This is a genomic window from Arthrobacter sp. J156, from assembly GCF_056172865.1.
The window spans coordinates 2,309,214-2,329,554 of record NZ_CM149650.1; the positions used below are offsets into that span (position 1 = coordinate 2,309,214).

Below are 20,341 nucleotides of genomic sequence, written 5' to 3' on the forward strand. Positions count from 1 at the left end.
ACGGGCTCCTACTTGTTGCTGCCGAGCGTCAGGCCGGCGACGAAGTGCTTCTGCAGCACGATGAACAGGGCGATCGTGGGGATGGCGATCATCACCGCGCCCGCGGCGACCAGGTTGTTGTCCGTGAAGAAGGCCCCCTTGAGGTTGTTCAGGGCGGAAGTGACGGGCATGGCGTCGCCGTCGCGCAGCAGCACGAGGGCCCAGAAGAAGTCGTTGTAGATCCACGCGAACTGCAGCGTGCCGAGCGCCGCCATCGCGGGGCGGGTCAGCGGGAGGATGACCTGGAAGAACTGCCGCCAGATGCCGGCCCCGTCGACTTGGGCCGCCTCGCCGAGCTCGTCCGGCAGGGCCTTCATGAAGTTGCTCAGCACGAACACGCAGAAGCCCATCTGGAACGCCACGTTGATCAGGATGATGCCGAGCTGGGTGTTATACAGGCCCAGGGAGAGGAACATCCGGTACAGCGGCGTGATGATGACCTGCTGCGGCAGCAGGTTCGCGGCCGTGAAGAACATCAGCATCGGGATGTTGAACCTGAAGCTGAAGCGGGCCAGGACGAACGCGGCCATCGCGGAGAGGAACAGCACGAGCACGACCGCCGGGATGGCGATGATGAGCGAGTTCACGAAGTACTTCGGCAGCTCGGCCTGCGTCCACGCGGTGACGTAGTTGTCGAAGTTCAGCGTGTCCGGCCAGGAGACGTAGCCCTTGACCGCCGTCTCCTCATAGGGGCGCAGCGAGGTGTAGACGGCCCACAGCAGCGGGACCATCCAGGCCACCGCGCACGTGATCAGGACCGCGTGCAGGAGCACGCGTGCCGACGGGACGGGGCGGCGCCGCAGCGGGGGCACCGGCGCGGCGGTGCGGGCGGTGCGGGCGGTGGTCGCGGTGGTGCTCATCGCGCGTCCTTCCGGAAGGTCTGCCACAGGTAACTGATGATGAAGCCGAGCGAGATCACCAGGAGGATCACGGCGATCGCCGAGCCGAAGCCGATCCGGCTGGCCTCGCCGATGATGTTGTTGGTGATGAGCACCGAGAGCAGCTCGAGCCCGTTGGTGCCCTTGTTGATGATGTAGACGATGTCGAACGCCCTCAGGCCCTCGATCACGGTGACCACGAGCACCACGATGTTGATGGGCTTGAGCGTGGGGAAGACGACCTGGAAGAACGTCTGCACCTGGTTGGCCCCGTCGATCTGCGCGGCCTCCTTGATGGAGGGGTCCACGCCCTTCAGGCCCGCGAGGTAGAGCACCATGATGTAGCCGACGTGGCGCCACGCGGCGGCCACGAGGACCGCTCCGAGGTTGATGTCCGGATCCCCCAACCAGTTCACGTTGGCGCCGGAGAGCTGGTTGATCAGGCCCTGGTCCTGCGAGTAGATGAGCGTCCAGATGAAGCCCACGAGCGCGAGCGAGAGGACCACGGGCAGGTAGAAGACGCCCTGGTAGAACCGCGTGGCCCGCAACTGCTTGTCCAGGACGACGGCGAGCAGCAGTCCCAGCGGCGTCGCGATGAGCGCCAGGACGGCGAGCCAGATGACGTTGTTGCGCAGGGCGGGCCAGAACGGCGGGTAGATCGTGACGATCTGCTGGTAGTTCTGCAGCCCGATGAACTCGATCGGCGTGACGCCGTTCCAGCGGGTGAAGGAAAGGAAGACCGAGGCCATCGCCGGCCCCCAGACCAGTCCCATGACCACGAGCGTGGGGACCCCCAGCATGACGGCGAGGGCCACCCGGTCGCCCGTGGAATGGCGGCGGATCCTGCGCGTCGCGGGCGGGCGCGCGGTGTTCGTCTGGCTCATCGGTCTTCCCTTCCCCTCTCCGCCTAGCCGGCGAAGATGGCCTTCTTCTGCGCTTCGATGTCCGCAAGGACGGAATCGATGTTGCCCGGTTCGCGGATGAACGCCTGCAGCGAGGGGATCATCACGGTGGAGGCGAAGTCCGGGCGCGTGTCGCGGTCCAGGAACTGGGCGATGTGCGCCGCCTCGCCGACGACCTCGGACGCCTTCTGCTGCAGGGCCGTGTAGCCCGAGGTGTCCATGCCGTTCACGGGGGCGACGAGGCCCTTGTCCGCATCGGTGTTGACCTTCTGCGCCTCGGGCGTGCCGAGGAACTCGAGCAGGGCCTTGGCCGTGCCGGCGTTCTGGGTCTGCGCGCTCATCATGAAGCCGTCGATCGGGGCGTCGATCGAGTCCGTGCCGTGCTCCGGGTTGACCTCGGGGAAGGTGAAGAAGTCGAGGTCCTCGAGGGCCTCTCCCCCCTCCGCGTCCTGGAACTGCTGGGAGACGAACATGCCCAGCAGGTAGGTGCCGGACTTCTTCTGCAGCAGGCCCTGGGCGGCCTCCTGCCAATCGCGGCCGAGCGCGCCCTCCTGGTGGTAGGGCAGGAGCCTGGCCCAGGTGTTGAAGACCTCCTTGACGGGATCCGTCTCCCAGGACTCCTCGCCCGCGAGGAGCCGGGTGTGGAAGTCGTAGCCGTTGATGCGCATGTTCAGGATGTCGAACGTGCCCATGGCCTCCCAGCCGCCCTTGTCGGCAAAGCCGATCGGGGTCAGGCCGTCCGACTTCATGCCCTCGGCCAGTTCGATGTACTCGTCGAGGGTCGTGGGGACGGAGTAGCCGTTCTCCTCGAACACCGACTTCCGGTAGAAGACGGCCCACGGGTAGTAGGAGACGGGGACGAAGTACTGCTTGCCGTCGGAGCCCGTGGAGGCCTCCTTGAACGACTCGTTGAAGTTGCCGCCGATGTTCTCCCAGACGGAGCTGATGTCCCCCGCAAGGCCCTGATCGGCGAAGAAGCGCATGCGGTACCCGGCGAACCACGTGAAGACGTCGTCGGGGTCGCCCTGCAGGTAGGAGTTGATCTGCTCCTGGAAGGTGTTGTGGTCCACCGTGTTCACGCCGACCTCCGATCCCGAGGCCTCGATGAAGGCGTCGACGATCTTCTGGTAGGCGGCCTTGGGGACCGCGTCGGACTGGTTGGAGCCGAGGGTGATGGCGCCGGTGCCGTCGCCGGCGGCGGCGCCAGAGCCGCCACCGCCACAGGCGCTGAGGGCCGCCATCACGGACAGCCCGAGGCCGCCTCCGAGGACGGCGCGGCGGCTGACGGGGACGCTCGCGTGCCGCCCGAGCCCGAGGGGGCGGGGCGAGAGCGGGGCGCCGGACATGCGTGGGTCGAAACGGGGTGCCACGAGAACTCCTTTGTTGTGCCTGGATCCAGGTCGTGGAGGGTGCATTCCGTGGTGTTGATAAAACCACTCATGTTCGATCAAAACCGCTCGAAATGCGACGTGTGTGACACTATGCCATTCGTCACAACACAACACAAGAGTTCAGCCCCGCACAAAATATTGCATGACTCGGGCCGGGCCCGGACGACCCGCGTCCGGCGTCGCCTCCACCCTCCCCGCGTGGCCCCCATCGAGCGGCCCGGCCTGTACTTCCGCGGATTCTCCGCTACTGTGGAGCCCAACAACGACCCCGGCCCAGGACGGATGCAGCGCATGACCGAAATGCTCCCCCCGCAACGGCGGCGTCACATTCTCGAACAACTGAACAAACATGGACAGGTCCGCGTCACCGAGCTGTCGCAGAAGCTCGGCGTGTCCGAGATGACCGTGCGGCGGGACCTGAACCAGCTCGCGGCAGAGGGATCGGCGACGAAGGTCCACGGAGGCGCGACCCGTGAGGCCAGCGCGACGAGCGCCGAACCCGGATTCGCCAAGAAGCTCGGCCTGCAGTCGGGCCCCAAGGAGCTCATCGCCACGGCGGCATCCGCCCTGGTGCGTCCCGGCATGTCCCTCGCCCTGAATTCCGGGACCACGACGTTCACGCTCGCCCGGCACTGCACCTCCATCAACGACCTGACGATCATCACCAACTCGCCGCGCATCGCCGCCGAGTTCTACGCAGCGGACAACACGAGCCAGACCGTGATCCTCACGGGCGGCGTGCACACGCCCTCCGATGCGCTCGTCGGCCCGCTCGCGGTCGCCGCCCTGGGCCAGCTGCACGTCGACGTCGTCTTCATGGGAGTCCACGGGATGACGGTCGAGAGCGGCATCACGACCCCCAACATGCTCGAGGCCCAGGTCAATCGGGCGCTCATGGCCAGCGCGGCGCGCACGATCGTCCTGGCCGACCACACGAAGTGGGGCGTGACCGGGCTGTGCCGCATCGCCGACCTCGCCGAGGTGGACCTGCTCATCACCGACCGCGACCTCGACGCGTCCGCGCGGGATGAGCTGCGCGAGCACGTGGACGAGCTGCTCGTGGCGGACGCCGCCTCGTGAGCGCGGGCGCACCCGCGCTGGACGCGGCCCTCGCCCAGCGGATCGTGGACCACGTCGCCCCAAGCCTGGAGCAGAACGTGAACATCATGGACCCGACGGGCCTGATCGTCGCCTCCCGCGAACCCGGCCGCGTGGGCCGGCTGCACCACGCCGCCCGTCGCGCCGCCCGGACCGGGGAGGCCGTCGCCGTCCATCCGGGCGAGGCCCGCGGCGGGGAGCAGCCCGGCGTGAACGTGCCGCTCGTGTTCGACGGCGGCCTCCTCGGCGTCGTCGGCATCACGGGCGAACCCGCCCGCGTGGGGCCCCTCGCGGACCTGCTCGTCCTGGCGATCGGCCTCCTGCTGGCGCGCGAACGCGAGGCGGACGACGCCGCCCGCCGCGAGGCCCTCGACCGCGAGCTGCTCTCCCGGCTCGTCACGGCACCGACGGACCCGGAGGCCGCGGCCGCAGCGCTCGCCGCGGTCCACCCACCCCTCGCCGCCCCTTGGTTCCTGGCCGCGGTGCTCGAGGCGCCGGACCGGTCGGAGGGCCACGAGGCCGCCAGCCCGGGCAGCCGCGCCGCTGTCACCCCGGGTCCGCCCCGGCAGGCCGGCGCGATCTCGCGGGCCCTCGCTCCCACCGGCCGCTTCCGCACGGCCGTGTTCCTCGGCGCCCTGTGGGTCCTGGGCTCCGCGACGGACGCGGATCGGGCACTCCTGTGCCGGACCGCCGGGGCCCACGGGGGCCTCGTGCTCCTCGGCGACCCCTGCCCCGATGCCGCGACGCTGGGCGGTTCGGCCAAGGCCCTCGGCGCGCTGTGCGCGCGGCCGGCCGTCCTCCCGCAGGCGGACGGGACCCCGCCGAACGTCCTCCACTTGCGGCACCTCACGGCCGAGCTCGCCGTGGCCGCGCTGGATCCCGAGGCGGCCCGGCACCTCGCCGCCCGGTGCGAACCGCTCGGACGGCAGCACCTCGAGACGCTCGCCGCCTACCTGGGGTGCGGCGGCTCGGCCGCGGGAGCCGCCCGCGCTCTCTTCGCCCACCGCAACACGGTGCTGCAGCGGCTCGATCGGATCACGACCCTCTCCGGCCTGGATCCGCGCGATCCCCGGGAGGCGCTGACCCTGCGGCTCGCCCTCGCCGCCGCGCGTGATGGGACTCCGGAGCCCTCATGACCGCATGACCGCATGACCGCATGACCGCATGTGCAGCCTGCCCACGACTACTGCCGTCTCGAGGCGGAATCCCGGGCGGTCTACCCATATCCGGCGGTCGGGCGCCGACGTAGAGTCGACCCATGTCCTCGCCGCACGCCACACAGCCGTCGTCCCACAACGCACCGTCGTCACCCCGCCCCACCCCAGAGCCGTCCGGGCCGCGCATTATCGCCGTTCCGGATTCCTTCAAGGGCAGCGTCTCCGCCGCCGAGGCCGCGGCCGCCCTGGCCCGTGGCGCCCGCGCCGTCTTCGGCGCCGGCGCGCGGATCCGCGAGCTCCCGTTCGCCGACGGGGGCGAGGGCACCCTCGACGCCCTGCTCGCCGCGTGGGGGACCCCGGCGCTCACGGTCGCCGCGTCGGACGCCCTCGGCCGGCCCCGCGAAGCCCGCTACGGGATCTCCTCCGACGGGCGCACGGGGCTGATCGAGGCCGCCGAGGGCAACGGCCTGCCCCACGTCGCCGACGTGCCGTTGCAGCCGCTGCGCGCGGACAGCCACGGCGTGGGCCTGATCGCGCGCCGTCTCCTGGACGACGGCGTCGGGGAGGTCCTTCTGTGCATCGGCGGCTCCGCGAGCACCGACGGCGGGACGGGCCTCCTGCGCGCGCTCGGCGCACGCTTCACGGACGACGCCGGGGCCGAGGTCCCGCCCGGAGGCGCCGGGCTCGCACGGATCGCCGCGGTGGACCTCGAAGGGCTGCATCCGCGGGCGCGCGGGGTCCGGTGGCGGATCGCGGTCGACGTCGAGAACCCGCTGTGCGGCGAACGCGGGGCGGCCGCGGTGTTCGGACCGCAGAAGGGCGCGGGGCCCGGCGAGGTCGAGGCGCTCGACGCGGGGCTGGCCCGCTTCGCGCGTGTCCTCGCCCGGCACGGGGGACACGACGGACACGCGGGAGACGCGGAGGTGGAGGCGTCCGGCTTCCTCGAGGCGCCGGGCTTCGGTGCGGCCGGCGGCCTGCCGCTCGCGCTCGTCGCGCTGCTCGGGGCGGAGACCGTCCCCGGCGCGGAGCTCGTCGGCGACGCGGTGGGACTGCGCGGGGCCCTCGCCACGGCGGACATCGTCCTGACGGGCGAGGGCTCCTTCGACGAGCAGTCGCTCGGGGGAAAGGTCGTGGACGCCGTGCGGCGCCACGCCCCGGAGGCGGCGTCCGTCGTCGTCATCGCCGGGACGGTGCGGCTCTCCGCCGCCGCGTGCCGCCGGGCGGGGATCACGGCCGCGCTCTCGATCGCCCGCGGCCCCGCGGAGCTCGCGGCGCTGCAGGCGGACGCGGCGGAACTCATCGAGGACGCCGCGGCCCAGGCCTGCGCGCTGCTCGCGCCGGCCCGAACGGGGGCTCCCGGCTACTTCAGGTAGTCGCCGTGGACCCAGCCGGTGCGCGTGCCGTGGACCACCTGGAACCACACGCCCTTGCTGGCCTTGACCGTGACCTTGGTGTTGAGCGGGAGCACGGCGAGGGAGGCGAAGTTCGTGCCCGCCCCGGCGCGGAAGTTCACGCGGGCCGTCGTCGTCTTGCTCGCCGCCGGCTTCGCGGCCGGGGTCGCGGGCTTGGCCGGTGCCGCGGGCACGGCCGTCAGCTGGCTCGCCGGAACCCAACCGGTCACACCGGAGGCCACGACGCGCCGCCACGAACCCGAGCTGCCCGTCACGGAGACCGTCGCGCCCTTCGCGAGGACCTTGAGGACCGGCTGGTTGTCCGCCGCGCCCCTGCGGACGTTGACCTGCACGGTGGTGCGGTAGTTGGCCGGCGTCAGGTTCGTGATGGTGCTGCCGCCCGTCGCGGCCTTCTTGGCGAGGTACTGCGAGGAGACCCACCCCGTCGTCGTGCCGGCCTTGACCTGGATCCACGTCCCGTTGGCCGCCACCTGCGTCACCGCGGTGCCCTTCGCGAGGACCTTGAGGACCCTGTGGCTCGTGCCCGCACCCGCGCGCAGGTTCAGGTTCGCCGTCGTGGTGTGCGTCGTCGCCGCGGGAGCCGGGGTCGCGGGCTTCGGCTCGGGGGTGGCCGGTTTCGGGGCCGGGGCGGGCGTGGCGGGCTTCGGCGCCGGGGTCGCGGGCTTCGGCGCGGCCGCCGCGGCGGCCTTCTTCAGGTACTGCGAGGAGACCCACCCCGTCGTCGTGCCGGCCTTGACCTGGATCCAGGTTCCACTCACCGCGAGCTGCGTCACCGCGGTGCCGTTGGCGAGGACCTTGAGGACCTTGTGGCGCGTGCCCGCACCCGCGCGCAGGTTCAGGTTCGCGGTCGTGGTGTGCGTCGTCGCGGCGGGAGCCGGAGTGGCCGGCTTCGGCGCGGGGGTGGCCGGCTTCGGGGCCGGGGCGGGAGTGGTCGGCTTCGGGGCCGGCGCGGGCGTGGTGCCCGTCGCGGCGAGGTAGCTCGAGTAGACCCAGCCCGTGGAGCCGGAGTAGCTGAGCTTGTACCAGCCGTTGCTCTCCTCGCTCACGGCGACCACCGCGTCCTTCGGGAGCACCCGCAGCACGGGGGAGGAGGTCGAGGCCGCCTGGCGGATGTTGACGGCCGAGATGGCCTTGTAGTTCGCCCCGACGGGCTTCACCGTGCCCACGGGCGCGAGGTCTCCGGCGTCGGGGACGGACGGCGCCGGCGTCGTACCGGTCTTGACCTTGATCGGCGAGACGGCGGCGTGGGGCACCCAGCCCTTGACGCCCGCCGCGGTGACGCGGACGAATCCGTTGGCCATGTCGCCCGGGACGCCGGTCATGGCGGTGTTCACGGGCAGGTTCTTCAGGACGGCCGACGTCGAGCTCGCGGCCGCGCGCAGGGTCGTGGCGGTCGCCGCGAAGTAGCCGCACGAGGTCGGCCGCAGGTCAGGGTAGATCAGGCTCGCGTTGGCGGCGAGGTCGACGCCGCGGGACTTCAGCCAGGCCGTGGGGTCGAGGTGCTTGCCCGTGTACCAGGCTCCCTCCCAGACCTCGAAGTGCAGATGCGGCCCGGTGGAGGGGCCCGAGGAGCCGACGAGGCCGATCTGCTGCCCCGCCTTGACCGTGCTCCCGGCCTTGACGTGGGTCGTCGCGTTCCACATGTGCACGTAGACGGTGTGGAAGGTCCGCCCGCCGATCACGTGCTTGACCACGATGTAGCCGCTCGAGGCGCTCGTGCCGTTGTTGGTGCGGGTCACCGTGCCGTCCGCGACCGCGTAGATCGGGTCGTTGTTGGCGGCGCCGAGGTCCTGGCCCAGGTGGTTCGTCGAACCGCCGATCGTCGGGATGCAGCGCGCCCCGTAGCGGGAGGAGAAGCGGTAGCTGCCGGCCTTGAGCGGCAGCACCGTCTTGGCGGCGGCCGGGGCCGCGGGCAGGGAGGCCGGCAGGGTTCCCGGCGGGCCCGGGACGAGGGCGAGGGCCGGGGCGGCCTGCGCGGCGGGAGCCGCCAGCAGCGCGACGGCGAGGGCCGAGGTCGTGGAAACGGACAAGGCACGGCGGGCTGAGGCCATGTCGAATCACCCTTTTGAGTTGGGGCCGGATCGGGTCCGGTCGCGGTCGGAACGTGGGCCCAACCCCCCACAGAGCCGACCCAGAACCCAGAGTAGCTGAAGACACATGCTTCACATAAGTGTCGTTCCACAACTTTCTTCCCATCAGCCCCAATAATTCGCCCTGGGCTCCCGATAGGATCGACGCACCATGACTCCGGCAGCCTCTTCCACCCGCGTCGACGCCTGGCTCTGGGCCGTTCGCGCCTACAAAACCCGCTCGGCGGCGACGGCCGCGTGCCGCGCCGGACACGTCCGCGTCAACGACCGCCCGGCCAAGGCCGCGCAGACGATCGTCCCCGGCGACGTGCTCCGGGTCCGCCAGCACGGATTCGACCGGATCCTCGAGGTACGGCAGCTGATCTCCAAGCGCGTCGGGGCCGAGGCCGCGGCCCGCTGCTACGCCGACCACACGCCCGAACGGCCCCGCGAGGTCGTGCCGATGGTCCCCGTCCGCGACCGCGGGACGGGCCGGCCCACCAAGAAGGACCGCCGGGAGATGGAGCGGCTCCGGGACACGATCCGCAAGTCGTAGGCCTGAGCGCGGTCCGGTGGGCGGCGGGCATCCCGGTGGGCGGCCGGCATCCCGGTGGACGGCGAAGGGCCGCCCCGCACCGAAGCGCGGGGCGGCCCTTGCGGGTCGTGGGACGGACCTGTCCGGTTACGGCCCCTCGGCCGGGCGGGAGCCCAGCTCCGAGTCGAGGCGCAGCAGTCCATTACCGTCCTCGCCGATGAGCTTCACGCGGCCGATGATCTCGGAGACGGTGGCCTCCTCCTCGACCTGCTCCTCGACGAACCAGTTCAGCAGCGGCAGGGCGTCGATATCGCCCTCGGCCTGCGCCAGCCGGTAGAGGTCGCGGATCGCCTCGGAGACCTTCTTCTCGTGGGCCAGGGAGGCCTCGAAGGCGTCGAGCACGGACTTCACCGCGACGTCCGGGGACTTGATCGCGCCGATCTCCGGGTGCGCGTCGCGGTCGGTCATGTGGGAGATGAACTTCTCCGCGTGGACGATCTCCTCCTGCGACTGGGCGCGGAACCACGCGGCGATGCCCGGGAGGTCCTTGACCTCCATCTCGATCGAGAGCTGCCGGTACACGACCGACGCCTCGATCTCCAGCGTTACCTGCTTGTTGAATGCTTCTTCAAGTTTTCCTGTCAGCTCCATGGCCCCAAATCTACGACTGGAACTCAATTAAGTCATCAAAGTTTGGCCTAACTGACAGTGTCCTGCGGAGGATACGTCACGCTCCGCTGCCGCGCCCGGCGAAAGCGAGCCTGACCTCACCGCGGGCGTCCCGGGCCGGTGCGCCTAGGATGGCCGGATGGGCCATATCGACGTCTCCGCCATCGACTACTTCCTCTCCGACGGGACGCAGCTGCTGAACGCGGTCTCCTTCAAGGTCGCCGACGGCAGCAAAACGGCCCTCATCGGCCCCAACGGGACGGGCAAGACGACGCTGTTCAAGATCATCGCGGGCGACCTCGCCGCCGATGCCGGCACGGTGGGGCGCTCCGGGACCATGGGCGTCATGCGCCAGTTCGTCGGCCAGGTCCGGGACGAGTCCACGGTGCGCGACCTCCTCGTCTCCGCCGCCCCGCCCGCGATCGCCGCGGCCGCCGCCGAGCTGGCCGCCGCGGAGGACGCGATGATCGCGGACCACGCCTCCCCCGAGGCCGAGGAGAAATCGCAGATGCGCTACGCGCAGGCCATCGTCGACTGGGGCGACGCCGGCGGCTACGAGCAGGAGACGGTGTGGGACGAGGTCTGCTCGGCGGCCCTCGGCGTTCCCTACGAGCGCGCCCAGCACCGGGCGGCCTCCACGCTCTCCGGCGGCGAGCAGAAGCGCCTTGTCCTCGAGGCGCTCTTCGCGGGCCCCGACGAGGTCCTTCTCCTCGACGAGCCGGACAACTACCTCGACGTTCCCGGCAAGCGCTGGCTCGAGTCCCAGCTGCGCGCCTCCCCCAAGTCCGTCCTGTTCATCAGCCACGACCGCGAGCTGCTCAACCAGGCCGCGGAGCGGATCGTGACCCTCGAGCCGGGGATCAACGGCGCCTCGGCGTGGATCCACGGCGGCGGCTTCGGCAGCTACGTCGGGGCCAGGGCCGACCGCAACGCCCGCTTCGAGGAGCTGCGCAAGCGCTGGGACGAGGAGCACGCCAAGCTCAAGGAGCTGGTGAACATGTACAAGAACAAGGCCGCGTTCCGTTCCGACATGGCCAACCGCTACCACGCCGCCCAGACGCGGCTCGCGAAGTTCCTCGAGGCCGGCCCGCCGGAGGCGCTGCCGATCGAGCAGAACGTGAAGATGCGGCTGCGCGGCGGGCGCACGGCCAAGCGCGCCGTCGTCGCGCAGCGGCTCGAGCTGACCGGGCTCATGAAGCCCTTCTCGACGGAGATCTGGTTCGGCGACCGCGTCGGCGTCCTCGGCTCCAACGGCTCGGGAAAGTCCCACTTCCTGCGCCTGCTGGCCGCCGGCGGCACGGATCCGGAGCGGGAGCACCTGCCGGTGTCCGACGTCGTGCTGGCGCCCGTCCCGCACGAGGGGACGGTCAAGCTCGGCGCCCGGATCCGCCCCGGCTACTTCGCGCAGACCCACGTGCGCCCCGACCTGGCCGGCCGCAGCCTCCTGGACATCCTGCACCGCGGCGACGAGCACCGCTCGGGGCTGGGCCGCGAGGCGGCGTCCGGCGCCCTCGACGGCTACGGGCTCGCGGGCCAGGCGGAGCAGGCGTTCGACTCGCTCTCGGGCGGGCAGCAGGCGCGCTTCCAGATCCTCCTGCTGCAGCTCTCCGGCGCGACCCTGCTGCTGCTCGACGAGCCCACCGACAACCTCGACCTGCACTCCGGGGAGGCCCTCGAGCGGGCGATCGACGCCTTCGAGGGCACGGTGCTGGCGGTGACGCACGACCGCTGGTTCGCCAAGTCGTTCGACCGCTTCCTCGTGTTCGGCTCCGACGGGCGCGTCTACGAATCCGAGGAACCGGTCTGGGACGAGGCGCGGGTGCGCCGGGAGCGCTGACCCGGCAGGACGGGTACGACGCCGGGGCCCGCCTCAGCGGCCCGCGACCCGGTCGGCGACCCGCGCCAGGAGGGACGTCGGGCCCGCGGCCCCGGCCCGGGCCTCGCGGCGGTCGGCCCAGCGGTAGGCGGCGTAGAGCCCGTGCACGGCCGCGAAGCGCAGCGGCTCGGGCTCCCAACGGCGCTGCGGCCGGTTCACCCACGGCATCGCCGTGAGCTCCGTGGAGCGCCCGAGCACGAGGTCGGCCAGGGTGCGCCCGGCCAGGTAGCTCGCCGTGACGCCCGTGCCGACGTAGCCTCCGGCCGAACCCAGGCCCGTGCGCGGATCGTGCCGCACGGAGGCGTGCCAGTCCCGCGGCACGGCCAGGACGCCGGACCACGAATGCTCGATCCGCGCGTCGGCGGCGTCGGGGAACATCCCGGCCAGCACGGAGGCCAGCTGCGCCGCCGTGCGCCCGGCCGTCACGCCGTCGGCGTCCACGCGCGAGCCGTAGCGGTAGGGGACGCCGCGGCCGCCGATCGCGATCCGCCCGTCGGCCGTGCGCTGCAGGTACACATACGCGTGGGCGAGGTCCTCCACCGTCTCGCAGCCCGCCCAGCCGATCCGCTCCCACACGTGGTCCGGGAGCGGCTCGGTGACGATCATCGAGGAGTTCATCGGCAGCCAGAGCCGGTGCAGTCCCTTCAGGTCGGCTGTGAACCCCTCCGTGGCGCGCAGCACGTGGCGCGCGGTGACGCGCCCGCGCCCGGTGAGCGCGGCAGGGAAGGAGGGCCCCGGCGTCGTCCTCCCGCCCGCGCCCGCCCCGACGATCTCCCGCACCGGCGTGTCCTCGTAGATCCTCACACCGAGCCGCTCGACGGCGTCCGCGAGGCCGCGCACGAGCCGTGCGGGCTGGATCCGGGCGCAGTGCGGGAGGTGGAGCGCGCCGAGGGCCCCGGAGATCCGCAGCCGCCCGGCGGTCTGTTCCGCATCGAGACGGACGGCCCCGTCCTCCGGCCACCGGGCCTCCTCGCGCTCCAGCTCGTCGAGCCGGGCCAGCTGCGCCGGGTTGCGGGCCACGAGGAGCTCGCCGCCCTTGACGGCGTGCGCGTCGATCCCCTCCGCGGCGGCGGTCGCGATGACGTCGTCGACGGAGGCGTTGAGCAGCTCCTGGAAGCGGCCGGCGAGCGCGCGGCCGTGCGAGGCCGCGTAGCCGTTGCGGTCGCCCGTGATGGTGTTGGCGAGCCAGCCGCCGTTGCGCCCGGAGGCCCCGAAGCCGGCGAAGCGGGCCTCGAGCACGGCGACGTCGAGCGACGGATCGGCGCGCTTGAGGTGGTAGGCCGCCCAGAGGCCCGTGTAGCCGGCGCCGACGATCGCGACGTCGACGTCGAGATCCCCCGGAAGCGCCGGCCGCGGCGCGGGCAGGCCCGTCCCCGCGTACCAGAAGGACACCCGCCCGTGAGTGGTCATGGCAGCAAGCTACCGCCGGGCGGGCGGCGCGTCCACGCGCGCCCGGGCCGGATGCGGCAGACTGGTGCCATGTCCGCACCCGTGCAGCACCGCTACGCCGTCTTCCTGCGCGGCATCAACGTCGGCGGCATCCGGATCAAGATGAAGGACCTCGCCGCCGCGCTCACCGCCGCCGGCTTCACCGGTGTCGCGACGTTCCTGGCCTCCGGCAACGTCGTGCTCGGCTCGGACGCCGATCCGGCCGACGGCGGCGCGGAACACGTGAAGTCCGCCGTGGAGTCCACCCTGCGGGAGGCCTTCGGCTACGAGGCGTGGGTCGTGGTGTTCACGCCCGGGGAACTGACGGAGATCGTCGACGGCTACCCCTTCGAGGCGCCGTCCGACGGCGTGCCGCACCACGACTACGCGGTCCTCACGACGGGCGAGGACGTGGCCGCGGCGCTGGCAGCCGAGATGGTGGAGCCCTCCCCCATCGAGCGCGTCGCGACCGGGCGCCTGGCGCTGTACTGGCAAGTGCCGAAGGGCGCCAGCCTGGAGACCGCGGTGGCCAGGGCCTCGGCGAAGTCGAAGCTCGCCACCCGGACCACGACGCGCAACCTCAAGACGCTGCGCAGGGTCCTCGCCGCCTGCTAGCGCCGCGAGAGCGGGCCGTCCTCGATGCGGCGCGGGCCGTTGATCATCACGGCCCCGGCGAGCATCACGAGGATGCAGCCGCCGAGCATCGCGAACGACGCCGCCCAGCCGCCCGTCGCGTCGTGGACGACGCCGAAGACGAGGGGGACCAGCGCGGCTCCGGCGTAGCCGAGACCCTGGCTGAAGCCGGAGAGCACGCCGGAGCCGTAGGTCGTGCGCGAGCGCAGGTTGACCATCAGCAGGGCGGTCGCGAACGTGCCCTGGCCGAGGCCGGAGAACGTCATCCACACGAGCGTTCCCTCGAGCGGGGAGAAGAACAGCCCGGCGTGGCCGACGATCCAGCACGCCGTGAACAGGCCCACCGCGACGATCGGGTGGCGCAGCCGCGGGACCCACAGCGGGACGAGCAGGCTCACCGGGAGGCCGAGGATCGCGAAGTAGGCCAGCGCGCTGCCCGCCGTCCCGGCGTCGACGCCTTGGGAGGACAGGTACGGGGGCAGCCACGTGAAGTAGACGTAGGTCTGGGCCGAGTTCCCGGCCAGGAAGATGGCCAGCCCCCAGGCGACGGGGTGCTTCCACGGGTTGAGCCTGCTCCCCCGGGGCACGGGGACGGCGACGCCCGGGACTCCGGTGCCGCGTCCGGCGTCGTTCCCTTCCGCCCGGCGCTCGGCGCGGTCGCGGAGCAGCTGCACCGCCCAGGGGAAGAGGACGACGGCGGAGGCGAGGGTCCAGAACGTGATCGAGCCGCGCCAGCCGAACGCGCCCGCGAGAGGGACGGCGAACTGGGGGCTCATGGCCGTGCCGATCGCGAGCATCGTGACGTAGCCGGAGGTGACGACGCCGAGCCGGTCCGGGAAGTAGCGCTTGACGAGCGGCGGCAGCACGACGTTGCCGATCCCGTAGCCGGCCATCGTGACGGCGGACAGTGCCAGGAAGGCCGGCACGGTGTCGACGAACGCGCGCGCCAGCTGGCCGGCCATCGCGAGGCCGACCGCGAGCAGGAGCGTGCGCTCGAGGCCGAACCGGGCGATGAGCCGGGGCGTGCCGAGGCCGGCGACCGCGAAGATGCCGGGCGCGAGCATGGCCAGGACGCCCGTCGTCGCGGACGTGAAGCCGAGCTCGGGGCCGATCTCGCCGAGCAGCGGGGGCACGGCGACGACGGCGGCCCGGAGGCTCAGCGCCATCAGCAGGATGCCGAGCAGCGCGCCGATGCGGCCACGCCATGGCCGGCGCGGGAGCGTGAACGCCACGGCTCAGCCGGCCTTGAGGCGGTCGACCTGGAGCAGGAGCTGCTCCATCGAGCCGCCGAAGCGGCTCGCGCTGGACTGCGGGTCCTCGGCGCCGGGCATGATGGCGTGGTAGTAGAGGCCTTCGCCGATCAGCATGATGGCCGCGGCGGCGTGCGGGTCCCCCACCTCGTCGGCGATCAGGCCGAGCCACTGGCCGTGGACGCGCTCCAGCGCCTCGCGGGCCGGCTCGTGGTTGGCGGAGGCGAGGCGGACGACGGCGGCGAAGTAGGCGTCGAGCTCGGTCCCGACCAGGACGGAGCTGCGGACGAAGTGGCGGCTGGGGCCCTCGGCCGAGGTGGCCATGGATACGAGGTCCTCGTCGACGATCTCGAGCAGGCGCTGCACGACGCCGTCCGCGAGCGCGTCCTTGGACTTGAAGTGGTAGAGCAGGCCGCCCTTGGAGACGCCGGCCAGCTGGGCGGTGGCGTCCATCGTGGCACCGCGCTCCCCGTCCCGCCTGAGCAGGTCTCGGTACGCCTCGAGGATCTTCTCCCTGGCGGCTGGTGGTCGCGGCATGAGTAGCACTCTAGCGCTTGGGGCTGTGGTGGAAGTCATCGGTGTGACGGCTCGCCAACTGAACCGTCCAGCCGGTACAGTTATCGGCATGGAACAGCTTGATCCCGTGCGCGGGGCCGCACCGCGCATCACCGCCTCGGCCACTTCCGCCACGGCCACCGCCGCCGCGCGCCGCTCCGCGGCCGGGACCACGACCGGCCGCGGAGCCGGCCCGGGCGCCGGCCGCCGCTGGGCGGCGCTGGCCGTGCTGATGTTCCCGGTCCTGCTCGTGGCCGTGGACAACACGGTGCTGAGCTTCGCCGTTCCCGCGGTGTCGGCCGCGCTCGAGCCGAGCGCGCAGCAGCTGCTGTGGATCATCGACATCTACCCGCTGGTCCTGGCCGGACTCCTGGTGCCCATGGGGAGCCTGAGCGACCGGCTGGGGCGGCGCCGCATGCTCCTGATCGGGGGCGCCGGCTTCGCAGTGGTCTCCGCGGCGGCCGCGTTCGCGCCGCATGCCGAGGCGCTCATCGCCTCCCGTGCCTTGCTGGGCTTCTTCGGCGCCATGCTCATGCCGGCCACCCTGTCCCTGATCCGCAACATCTTCGAGGACCCCTCCGAGCGCCGCACCGCGATCGCCGTCTGGGCCGCCGGCTTCTCCGGGGGCGCGGCGCTGGGGCCGATCCTGGGCGGGTGGCTCCTCGAGCACTTCTGGTGGGGCTCGGTGTTCCTCCTCGCCGTTCCGGTCCTGGTCCCGCTCCTGGTGCTCGGCCCGTTCCTGCTGCCCGAGTCCCGGGACCCGTCGCCCGGGCCCGTGGATCCCGTGAGCATCCTGCTGGCCACCATGACGCTGCTGCCGCTCGTCTACGGCATCAAGGCGGCCACGACGGCCGAATCGCCACTGGTTCCCGTCCTCGCCGCCGGGCTCGGTCTGGCCTGCGGCGCCGTGTTCGTCCGCCGCCAGCTCGCCCGCAGGAGCCCGATGCTGGACGTGAGGTTGTTCCGCAACCCCGTCTTCAGCGGGGCCCTCTCGGTGAACCTGCTGAGCGTGTTCGCGTTCGTCGGCTTCATCTACTTCCTGGCCCAGCACCTGCAGCTGATTGCGGGCCTGACGCCGATGCGGGCCGGGATGATGATGCTCCCGGGGCTCGGCCTGACGGTGCTGTTCGGATTCCTCGCGGTCCCCCTGGCCCGGCGGCTGCCCGTCTCGCGGCTCGTGGTCGCGGGGCTGGGGCTGAACGCGGTCGCCTACGGGATCGTACTGGCGTGGGGCCACACGGGTTCCGTCGTGGCGCTCATGGCGGCGTTCAGCGTGCTGGGCGCGGGCGTGGGCCTCGCGGAGACGCTCTCCAACGACATGGCCCTCTCGGCCGTTCCTGCCTCGAAGGCGGGCGCGGCGTCGGCGATCTCGGAAACCGCCTACGAGGTGGGCTCCGTGCTCGGGACGGCGGTGCTGGGAAGCATCCTCAATGCCGCCTACTCGCGCAACCTCGTCGTCCCGTCGATCGTGGAAGCGGGCGACGCGGACCGCGCCACGCAGACCCTCGGCGGCGCCCACCAGGTGGCCGGGGAGCTCGCGGCGCAGGAATCGGCCGCGGCCGCCCGCCTGCTGGAGTCCGCCGCCCACGCCTTCGACTCCGGCGTCACGATCACCGCCGGCATCGCGATCGTCGTGACGCTCGTCGCCGCCGTCGTGGTGTCCCGGGCGCTGCGCGGGAAGGCCTGACCGGGAGGCCCGCTTCGCCACCCGCGGACTACGCCGCACCGCGCCGGCGGCCATGCCGGGGCGTGATGTCGAGGACGAGGTCGGCGGGAAGTCCGTTCACCGGGGTCCCCGGCAGGGGCGGAGCCACCGAGGTCGTGGCGGGGCCGCCGGGCCTCGTCGTGACCACCGCGTGGCGCCCCGCCTCGGCCTCCGACACGGTCTCCTCGGACCATCCTTCGGCCTCCTTGTCGTAGTTGCAGGCCTCGCAGAGGCCCTGCCCGTTGTCGGTTGACGTCGCGCCACCGGCCGCAAAGGCCACGACGTGGTCGATGTGGCGGATCGGGGCGTCGCACCACGGCGTACGGCACGTGGCATCCCGCGTGGTGATGAACTTCTTCATCAGCGTGGGGAACGCCCTGGCACGGGAGTCCATGGCCATGAGCTCTCCGGAGCCGGGAGCCGTGTACAGGCGCCGCAGCCAGACCCGGGCGGCCTTGTCGCCCGGAGGAGCATCGGGGGCCCCGGGCGGCTCGCCGCCGACGTCGCCATCGTCACCGTCCGCGTCGCCGTCGACGACCACTCCGGACGACCCGGGGATGAACGTGCATCCCACCAGGGACCGTGCCCACTGGGCGGGAACGACGCCGTAGCCATTCAGTAAGGCCGGCTCGGCGTCCCCCTGGAACAGCGTCCTGTCGGTCATGACGAGTTGGATCTCGAGGTCGACCGGTGCCCGTGCGGGACGGCCGGTGACGCGTTCGACGAGCGTGTCGGCCATGATCTGCCCCCGGGAGCGGCGGTCGCCGGAGGCCCGGCACCGCTCGGCCTCCTGGGAGAGCGCCGCGACGACGGACACGCCGGCGGCGACCGGCAGCAGGGCCGTGACGTTGACCATCGTGTCGGGGGCGGGCCGCGAGGTCACGCGGCGCTCGGACTCGGCCTTCGCGGCCCGGGCCACGACCGAGTGCGGATCCAACGCCTGCGCCAGTTGCTGGGCCCGCGCCGCGAGGGCGCGGGGCCCGAGGCCGTCGACGCGAACCAGGTCCGAGCACATGTCCTCGTCGATGCGCCGGCGGTCGTCCAGCGCGAGGCAGGCGGTCTCCCGGGCCAGAAGCGTCGCTCCCCACTCGTCCAGAACGCCCTGGGACAACGCCCTGAGCGTGTGGGGCATCTCCGTCACGAGGATCTTGCCCAGACCGAGATGCCTCTTGCCCCGATGCGGGGACTCCCTGCGGGCGATCGCGAGCTGGGCTGCGACGCCCTGCCCCTGCCGCTCGGCCGGGACGCCCCGCGCGGCACGGTCCGAGCGCACGACGTGGTCGAATCCGGCGGCGAGCCGGGCCTGTGCCGCGCAGGCCGCCGACTTGAGGACTTCGAGCTCCCTGAGCATCTCGAGCGCTTCGTCGGCCGAGTGGTCCGGCAGGCCGGAATCCGGGTCGAACAACGCGGCCGAGCCCACGAGCGCCGCAAAGGCCGCGACCCGACGGGCGCTCAACCGCAAGGCGGGTTCGGCAGGGGCACCGAGCATGTCTGGAACCGGCCCTCCCGGCGGCTCCAACATCGATTCTTCGAACATGTGTACTACTCTACGGACGCGCCCCGACACTTTGCCCCGGCACCCCGGCCCCGTGGACAACCCCGCGGAATCCAGCGCTGTGGAGGGCGGCTCGCCCACGATCCACGCAACGCATCACACGTTCAGCCGGTACCCCCGTTTGATGACCGTCGCGACGAGCGCGGCCGCCGGCAGCGCCTGCCGCAAGCGGCTCACGGCCATGTCGAGCGCGTGCTCCCCGGGCGACTCGGGCAGCAGCCCCATGAGCTCGGAGCGCGGCAGCACGGCCCCCTGGGCGTCGGCGAGCGCGCGGAACATCGCCAGCTGCGAGGCCGTCAGCTCGGTCTGGGCCCCGCCGAGCTCGACGGTGTTCCCCCGCACGACGCACTCCCCCAGCGTCGTCGCATAGCGTTGCGTCCCGCGGTCGCCGAGGAACTCGACGACCTGCCGGATCAGCGCACCCATCCGGTACCGCTCGGGCACGAGGGGTTCGATCCCGGCGTCGTACAGGGGTTGCGCGGTGACGGGCCCGACGGCCGCCGCGGTCAGCGTGGTCTGGAACGCCTGGACGAGCTCCCAGTACCTCCCGCGTTCCTGGGCCGCGCTCCAGAGCGCGTCGACGGCCGGCGCGGAGGTGAAGGTGACGACGTCGAGCCCACCCCCGCAGGCGGCGTCGATGAGCCGCTCGACCTTCTCCTCGCTGTCCTGCGGCACGACCCAGCGGTAGGGCGAGACGGTCAGGACGCGGGCGCCGGCCGCGCTCAGCCGGGCGATCCCGTCGAGGTCGGTATGCCCGTGCAGCTGCAGGGCCACGGTGCGCCCGTCGACGCCGCGCTCGATCACGGCGTCGACGAGGGTCGCGGTCCGCTCGTCGTCGCTGATGCCGTCGTCGGTGAACCCGGCGGCGCGGACGGCGCCGCGCGCCTTGGGTCCGCGCACGTGGATGCTGGCGGATTCGAGGACCTCGGCGAGCGCCTCGCCGTGCCCGTGGGCCTCGGCGGCGTCGATCCAGCGCCGCATCCCGTAGGCGGTGGTGACGAGGAGGTAGTCGGGCCGGGCCTCGATGATGCGCCGCGTCTCCTCGACGAGCTCGGCGTCCTCCGCGATGGGGGCGATGCGCAGCACGGGGGCGTGGAGGACGCACCCGCCGCGGCGCTCGAGCGCCTCGATGAGCTCGGTGGAGCGCCGGTCGGAGGTCACGCCGATCCGGAAGCCGGCGAGCGGGGCG

At 72.2% G+C, this 20,341-nt stretch carries 17 protein-coding genes; 7 read left to right on the top strand and 10 right to left on the bottom strand.

The window, feature by feature from the left end:
- Positions 1-8: 8 nt before the first annotated feature.
- The 3 genes from AC0QR5_RS10530 to AC0QR5_RS10540 are packed head-to-tail and all read right to left on the bottom strand — an operon-like array spanning position 9 to position 3,189.
- Complete coding sequence (locus tag AC0QR5_RS10530; protein ID WP_329862031.1) at positions 9-899, bottom strand: carbohydrate ABC transporter permease; 891 nt, start codon at positions 897-899, stop codon at positions 9-11.
- Positions 896-1,801, bottom strand: a complete 906-nt coding sequence (locus AC0QR5_RS10535; protein ID WP_329862032.1) for a carbohydrate ABC transporter permease — start codon at positions 1,799-1,801, stop codon at positions 896-898. The genes AC0QR5_RS10530 and AC0QR5_RS10535 overlap by 4 nt, the downstream gene beginning before the upstream one ends.
- Before the next feature lie 23 nt (positions 1,802-1,824).
- Positions 1,825-3,189: an ABC transporter substrate-binding protein gene (locus AC0QR5_RS10540; protein ID WP_329862033.1), complete on the bottom strand. Its 1,365-nt coding sequence runs from the start codon at positions 3,187-3,189 to the stop codon at positions 1,825-1,827.
- Positions 3,190-3,501: 312 nt separating this feature from the next.
- On the opposite strand from AC0QR5_RS10540, the gene AC0QR5_RS10545 reads away from it, so the two are divergent.
- The 3 genes from AC0QR5_RS10545 (at position 3,502) to AC0QR5_RS10555 (ending at position 6,838) form a co-directional block, all read left to right on the top strand.
- A complete protein-coding gene (locus AC0QR5_RS10545) occupies positions 3,502-4,290 on the top strand; it encodes a DeoR/GlpR family DNA-binding transcription regulator (RefSeq protein WP_329862034.1) in 789 nt (262 codons plus the stop codon).
- The gene (locus AC0QR5_RS10550; RefSeq protein ID WP_329862035.1) at positions 4,287-5,444 is read left to right on the top strand and encodes a sugar diacid recognition domain-containing protein; all 1,158 of its coding nucleotides are present in this window, start codon (positions 4,287-4,289) and stop codon (positions 5,442-5,444) included. The genes AC0QR5_RS10545 and AC0QR5_RS10550 overlap by 4 nt, the downstream gene beginning before the upstream one ends.
- 122 nt (positions 5,445-5,566) lie before the next feature.
- Positions 5,567-6,838 (top strand): glycerate kinase, encoded by a 1,272-nt coding sequence (locus AC0QR5_RS10555; protein ID WP_329862036.1) that lies wholly within the window; start codon positions 5,567-5,569, stop codon positions 6,836-6,838.
- Here AC0QR5_RS10555 and AC0QR5_RS10560 read toward each other — a convergent pair.
- The gene (locus tag AC0QR5_RS10560) at positions 6,826-8,928 is read right to left on the bottom strand and encodes an SH3 domain-containing protein (protein WP_329862037.1); all 2,103 of its coding nucleotides are present in this window, start codon (positions 8,926-8,928) and stop codon (positions 6,826-6,828) included. The two genes, AC0QR5_RS10555 and AC0QR5_RS10560, sit on opposite strands and share 13 nt — an antisense overlap.
- A 190-nt stretch (positions 8,929-9,118) precedes the next feature.
- Between AC0QR5_RS10560 and AC0QR5_RS10565 the strand changes: the two genes are divergently transcribed.
- Positions 9,119-9,502, top strand: a complete 384-nt coding sequence (locus tag AC0QR5_RS10565) for an RNA-binding S4 domain-containing protein (RefSeq protein WP_329862038.1) — start codon at positions 9,119-9,121, stop codon at positions 9,500-9,502.
- Between the two features lie 126 nt (positions 9,503-9,628).
- On the opposite strand, the gene AC0QR5_RS10570 is transcribed toward AC0QR5_RS10565, so the two are convergent.
- Positions 9,629-10,132 (bottom strand): ferritin, encoded by a 504-nt coding sequence (locus AC0QR5_RS10570; RefSeq protein ID WP_329862039.1) that lies wholly within the window; start codon positions 10,130-10,132, stop codon positions 9,629-9,631.
- Positions 10,133-10,289: 157 nt separating this feature from the next.
- Here AC0QR5_RS10570 and AC0QR5_RS10575 point away from each other — a divergent pair, with 157 nt between their 5' ends.
- Positions 10,290-11,987, top strand: coding sequence for an ABC-F family ATP-binding cassette domain-containing protein (locus tag AC0QR5_RS10575; RefSeq protein ID WP_329862040.1), 1,698 nt, complete (start codon positions 10,290-10,292; stop codon positions 11,985-11,987).
- 33 nt (positions 11,988-12,020) lie between these two features.
- On the opposite strand, the gene AC0QR5_RS10580 is transcribed toward AC0QR5_RS10575, so the two are convergent.
- Positions 12,021-13,436 (bottom strand): NAD(P)/FAD-dependent oxidoreductase, encoded by a 1,416-nt coding sequence (locus AC0QR5_RS10580; RefSeq protein WP_329862041.1) that lies wholly within the window; start codon positions 13,434-13,436, stop codon positions 12,021-12,023.
- A gap of 69 nt (positions 13,437-13,505) precedes the next feature.
- On the opposite strand from AC0QR5_RS10580, the gene AC0QR5_RS10585 reads away from it, so the two are divergent.
- On the top strand, positions 13,506-14,069 hold the full coding sequence (locus tag AC0QR5_RS10585) for a DUF1697 domain-containing protein (protein ID WP_329862042.1): 564 nt from the start codon (positions 13,506-13,508) through the stop codon (positions 14,067-14,069).
- Here the strand turns inward: AC0QR5_RS10585 and AC0QR5_RS10590 are convergent.
- Both AC0QR5_RS10590 and AC0QR5_RS10595 read right to left on the bottom strand, forming a co-directional pair.
- A complete protein-coding gene (locus AC0QR5_RS10590; RefSeq protein WP_329862043.1) occupies positions 14,066-15,319 on the bottom strand; it encodes an MFS transporter in 1,254 nt (417 codons plus the stop codon). The two genes, AC0QR5_RS10585 and AC0QR5_RS10590, sit on opposite strands and share 4 nt — an antisense overlap.
- Positions 15,320-15,322: 3 nt before the next feature.
- Positions 15,323-15,874 (bottom strand): TetR/AcrR family transcriptional regulator, encoded by a 552-nt coding sequence (locus AC0QR5_RS10595; RefSeq protein ID WP_329862044.1) that lies wholly within the window; start codon positions 15,872-15,874, stop codon positions 15,323-15,325.
- A gap of 88 nt (positions 15,875-15,962) precedes the next feature.
- On the opposite strand from AC0QR5_RS10595, the gene AC0QR5_RS10600 reads away from it, so the two are divergent.
- A complete protein-coding gene (locus AC0QR5_RS10600; protein WP_329862045.1) occupies positions 15,963-17,579 on the top strand; it encodes an MFS transporter in 1,617 nt (538 codons plus the stop codon).
- A gap of 28 nt (positions 17,580-17,607) precedes the next feature.
- On the opposite strand, the gene AC0QR5_RS10605 is transcribed toward AC0QR5_RS10600, so the two are convergent.
- Together AC0QR5_RS10605 and AC0QR5_RS10610 are read right to left on the bottom strand one after the other, a co-directional pair.
- On the bottom strand, positions 17,608-19,134 hold the full coding sequence (locus AC0QR5_RS10605) for an HNH endonuclease (RefSeq protein WP_329862046.1): 1,527 nt from the start codon (positions 19,132-19,134) through the stop codon (positions 17,608-17,610).
- 114 nt (positions 19,135-19,248) lie between these two features.
- Positions 19,249-20,319, bottom strand: a complete 1,071-nt coding sequence (locus AC0QR5_RS10610) for a uroporphyrinogen-III synthase (RefSeq protein WP_475372524.1) — start codon at positions 20,317-20,319, stop codon at positions 19,249-19,251.
- Between the last annotated feature and the right edge of the window lie 22 nt (positions 20,320-20,341).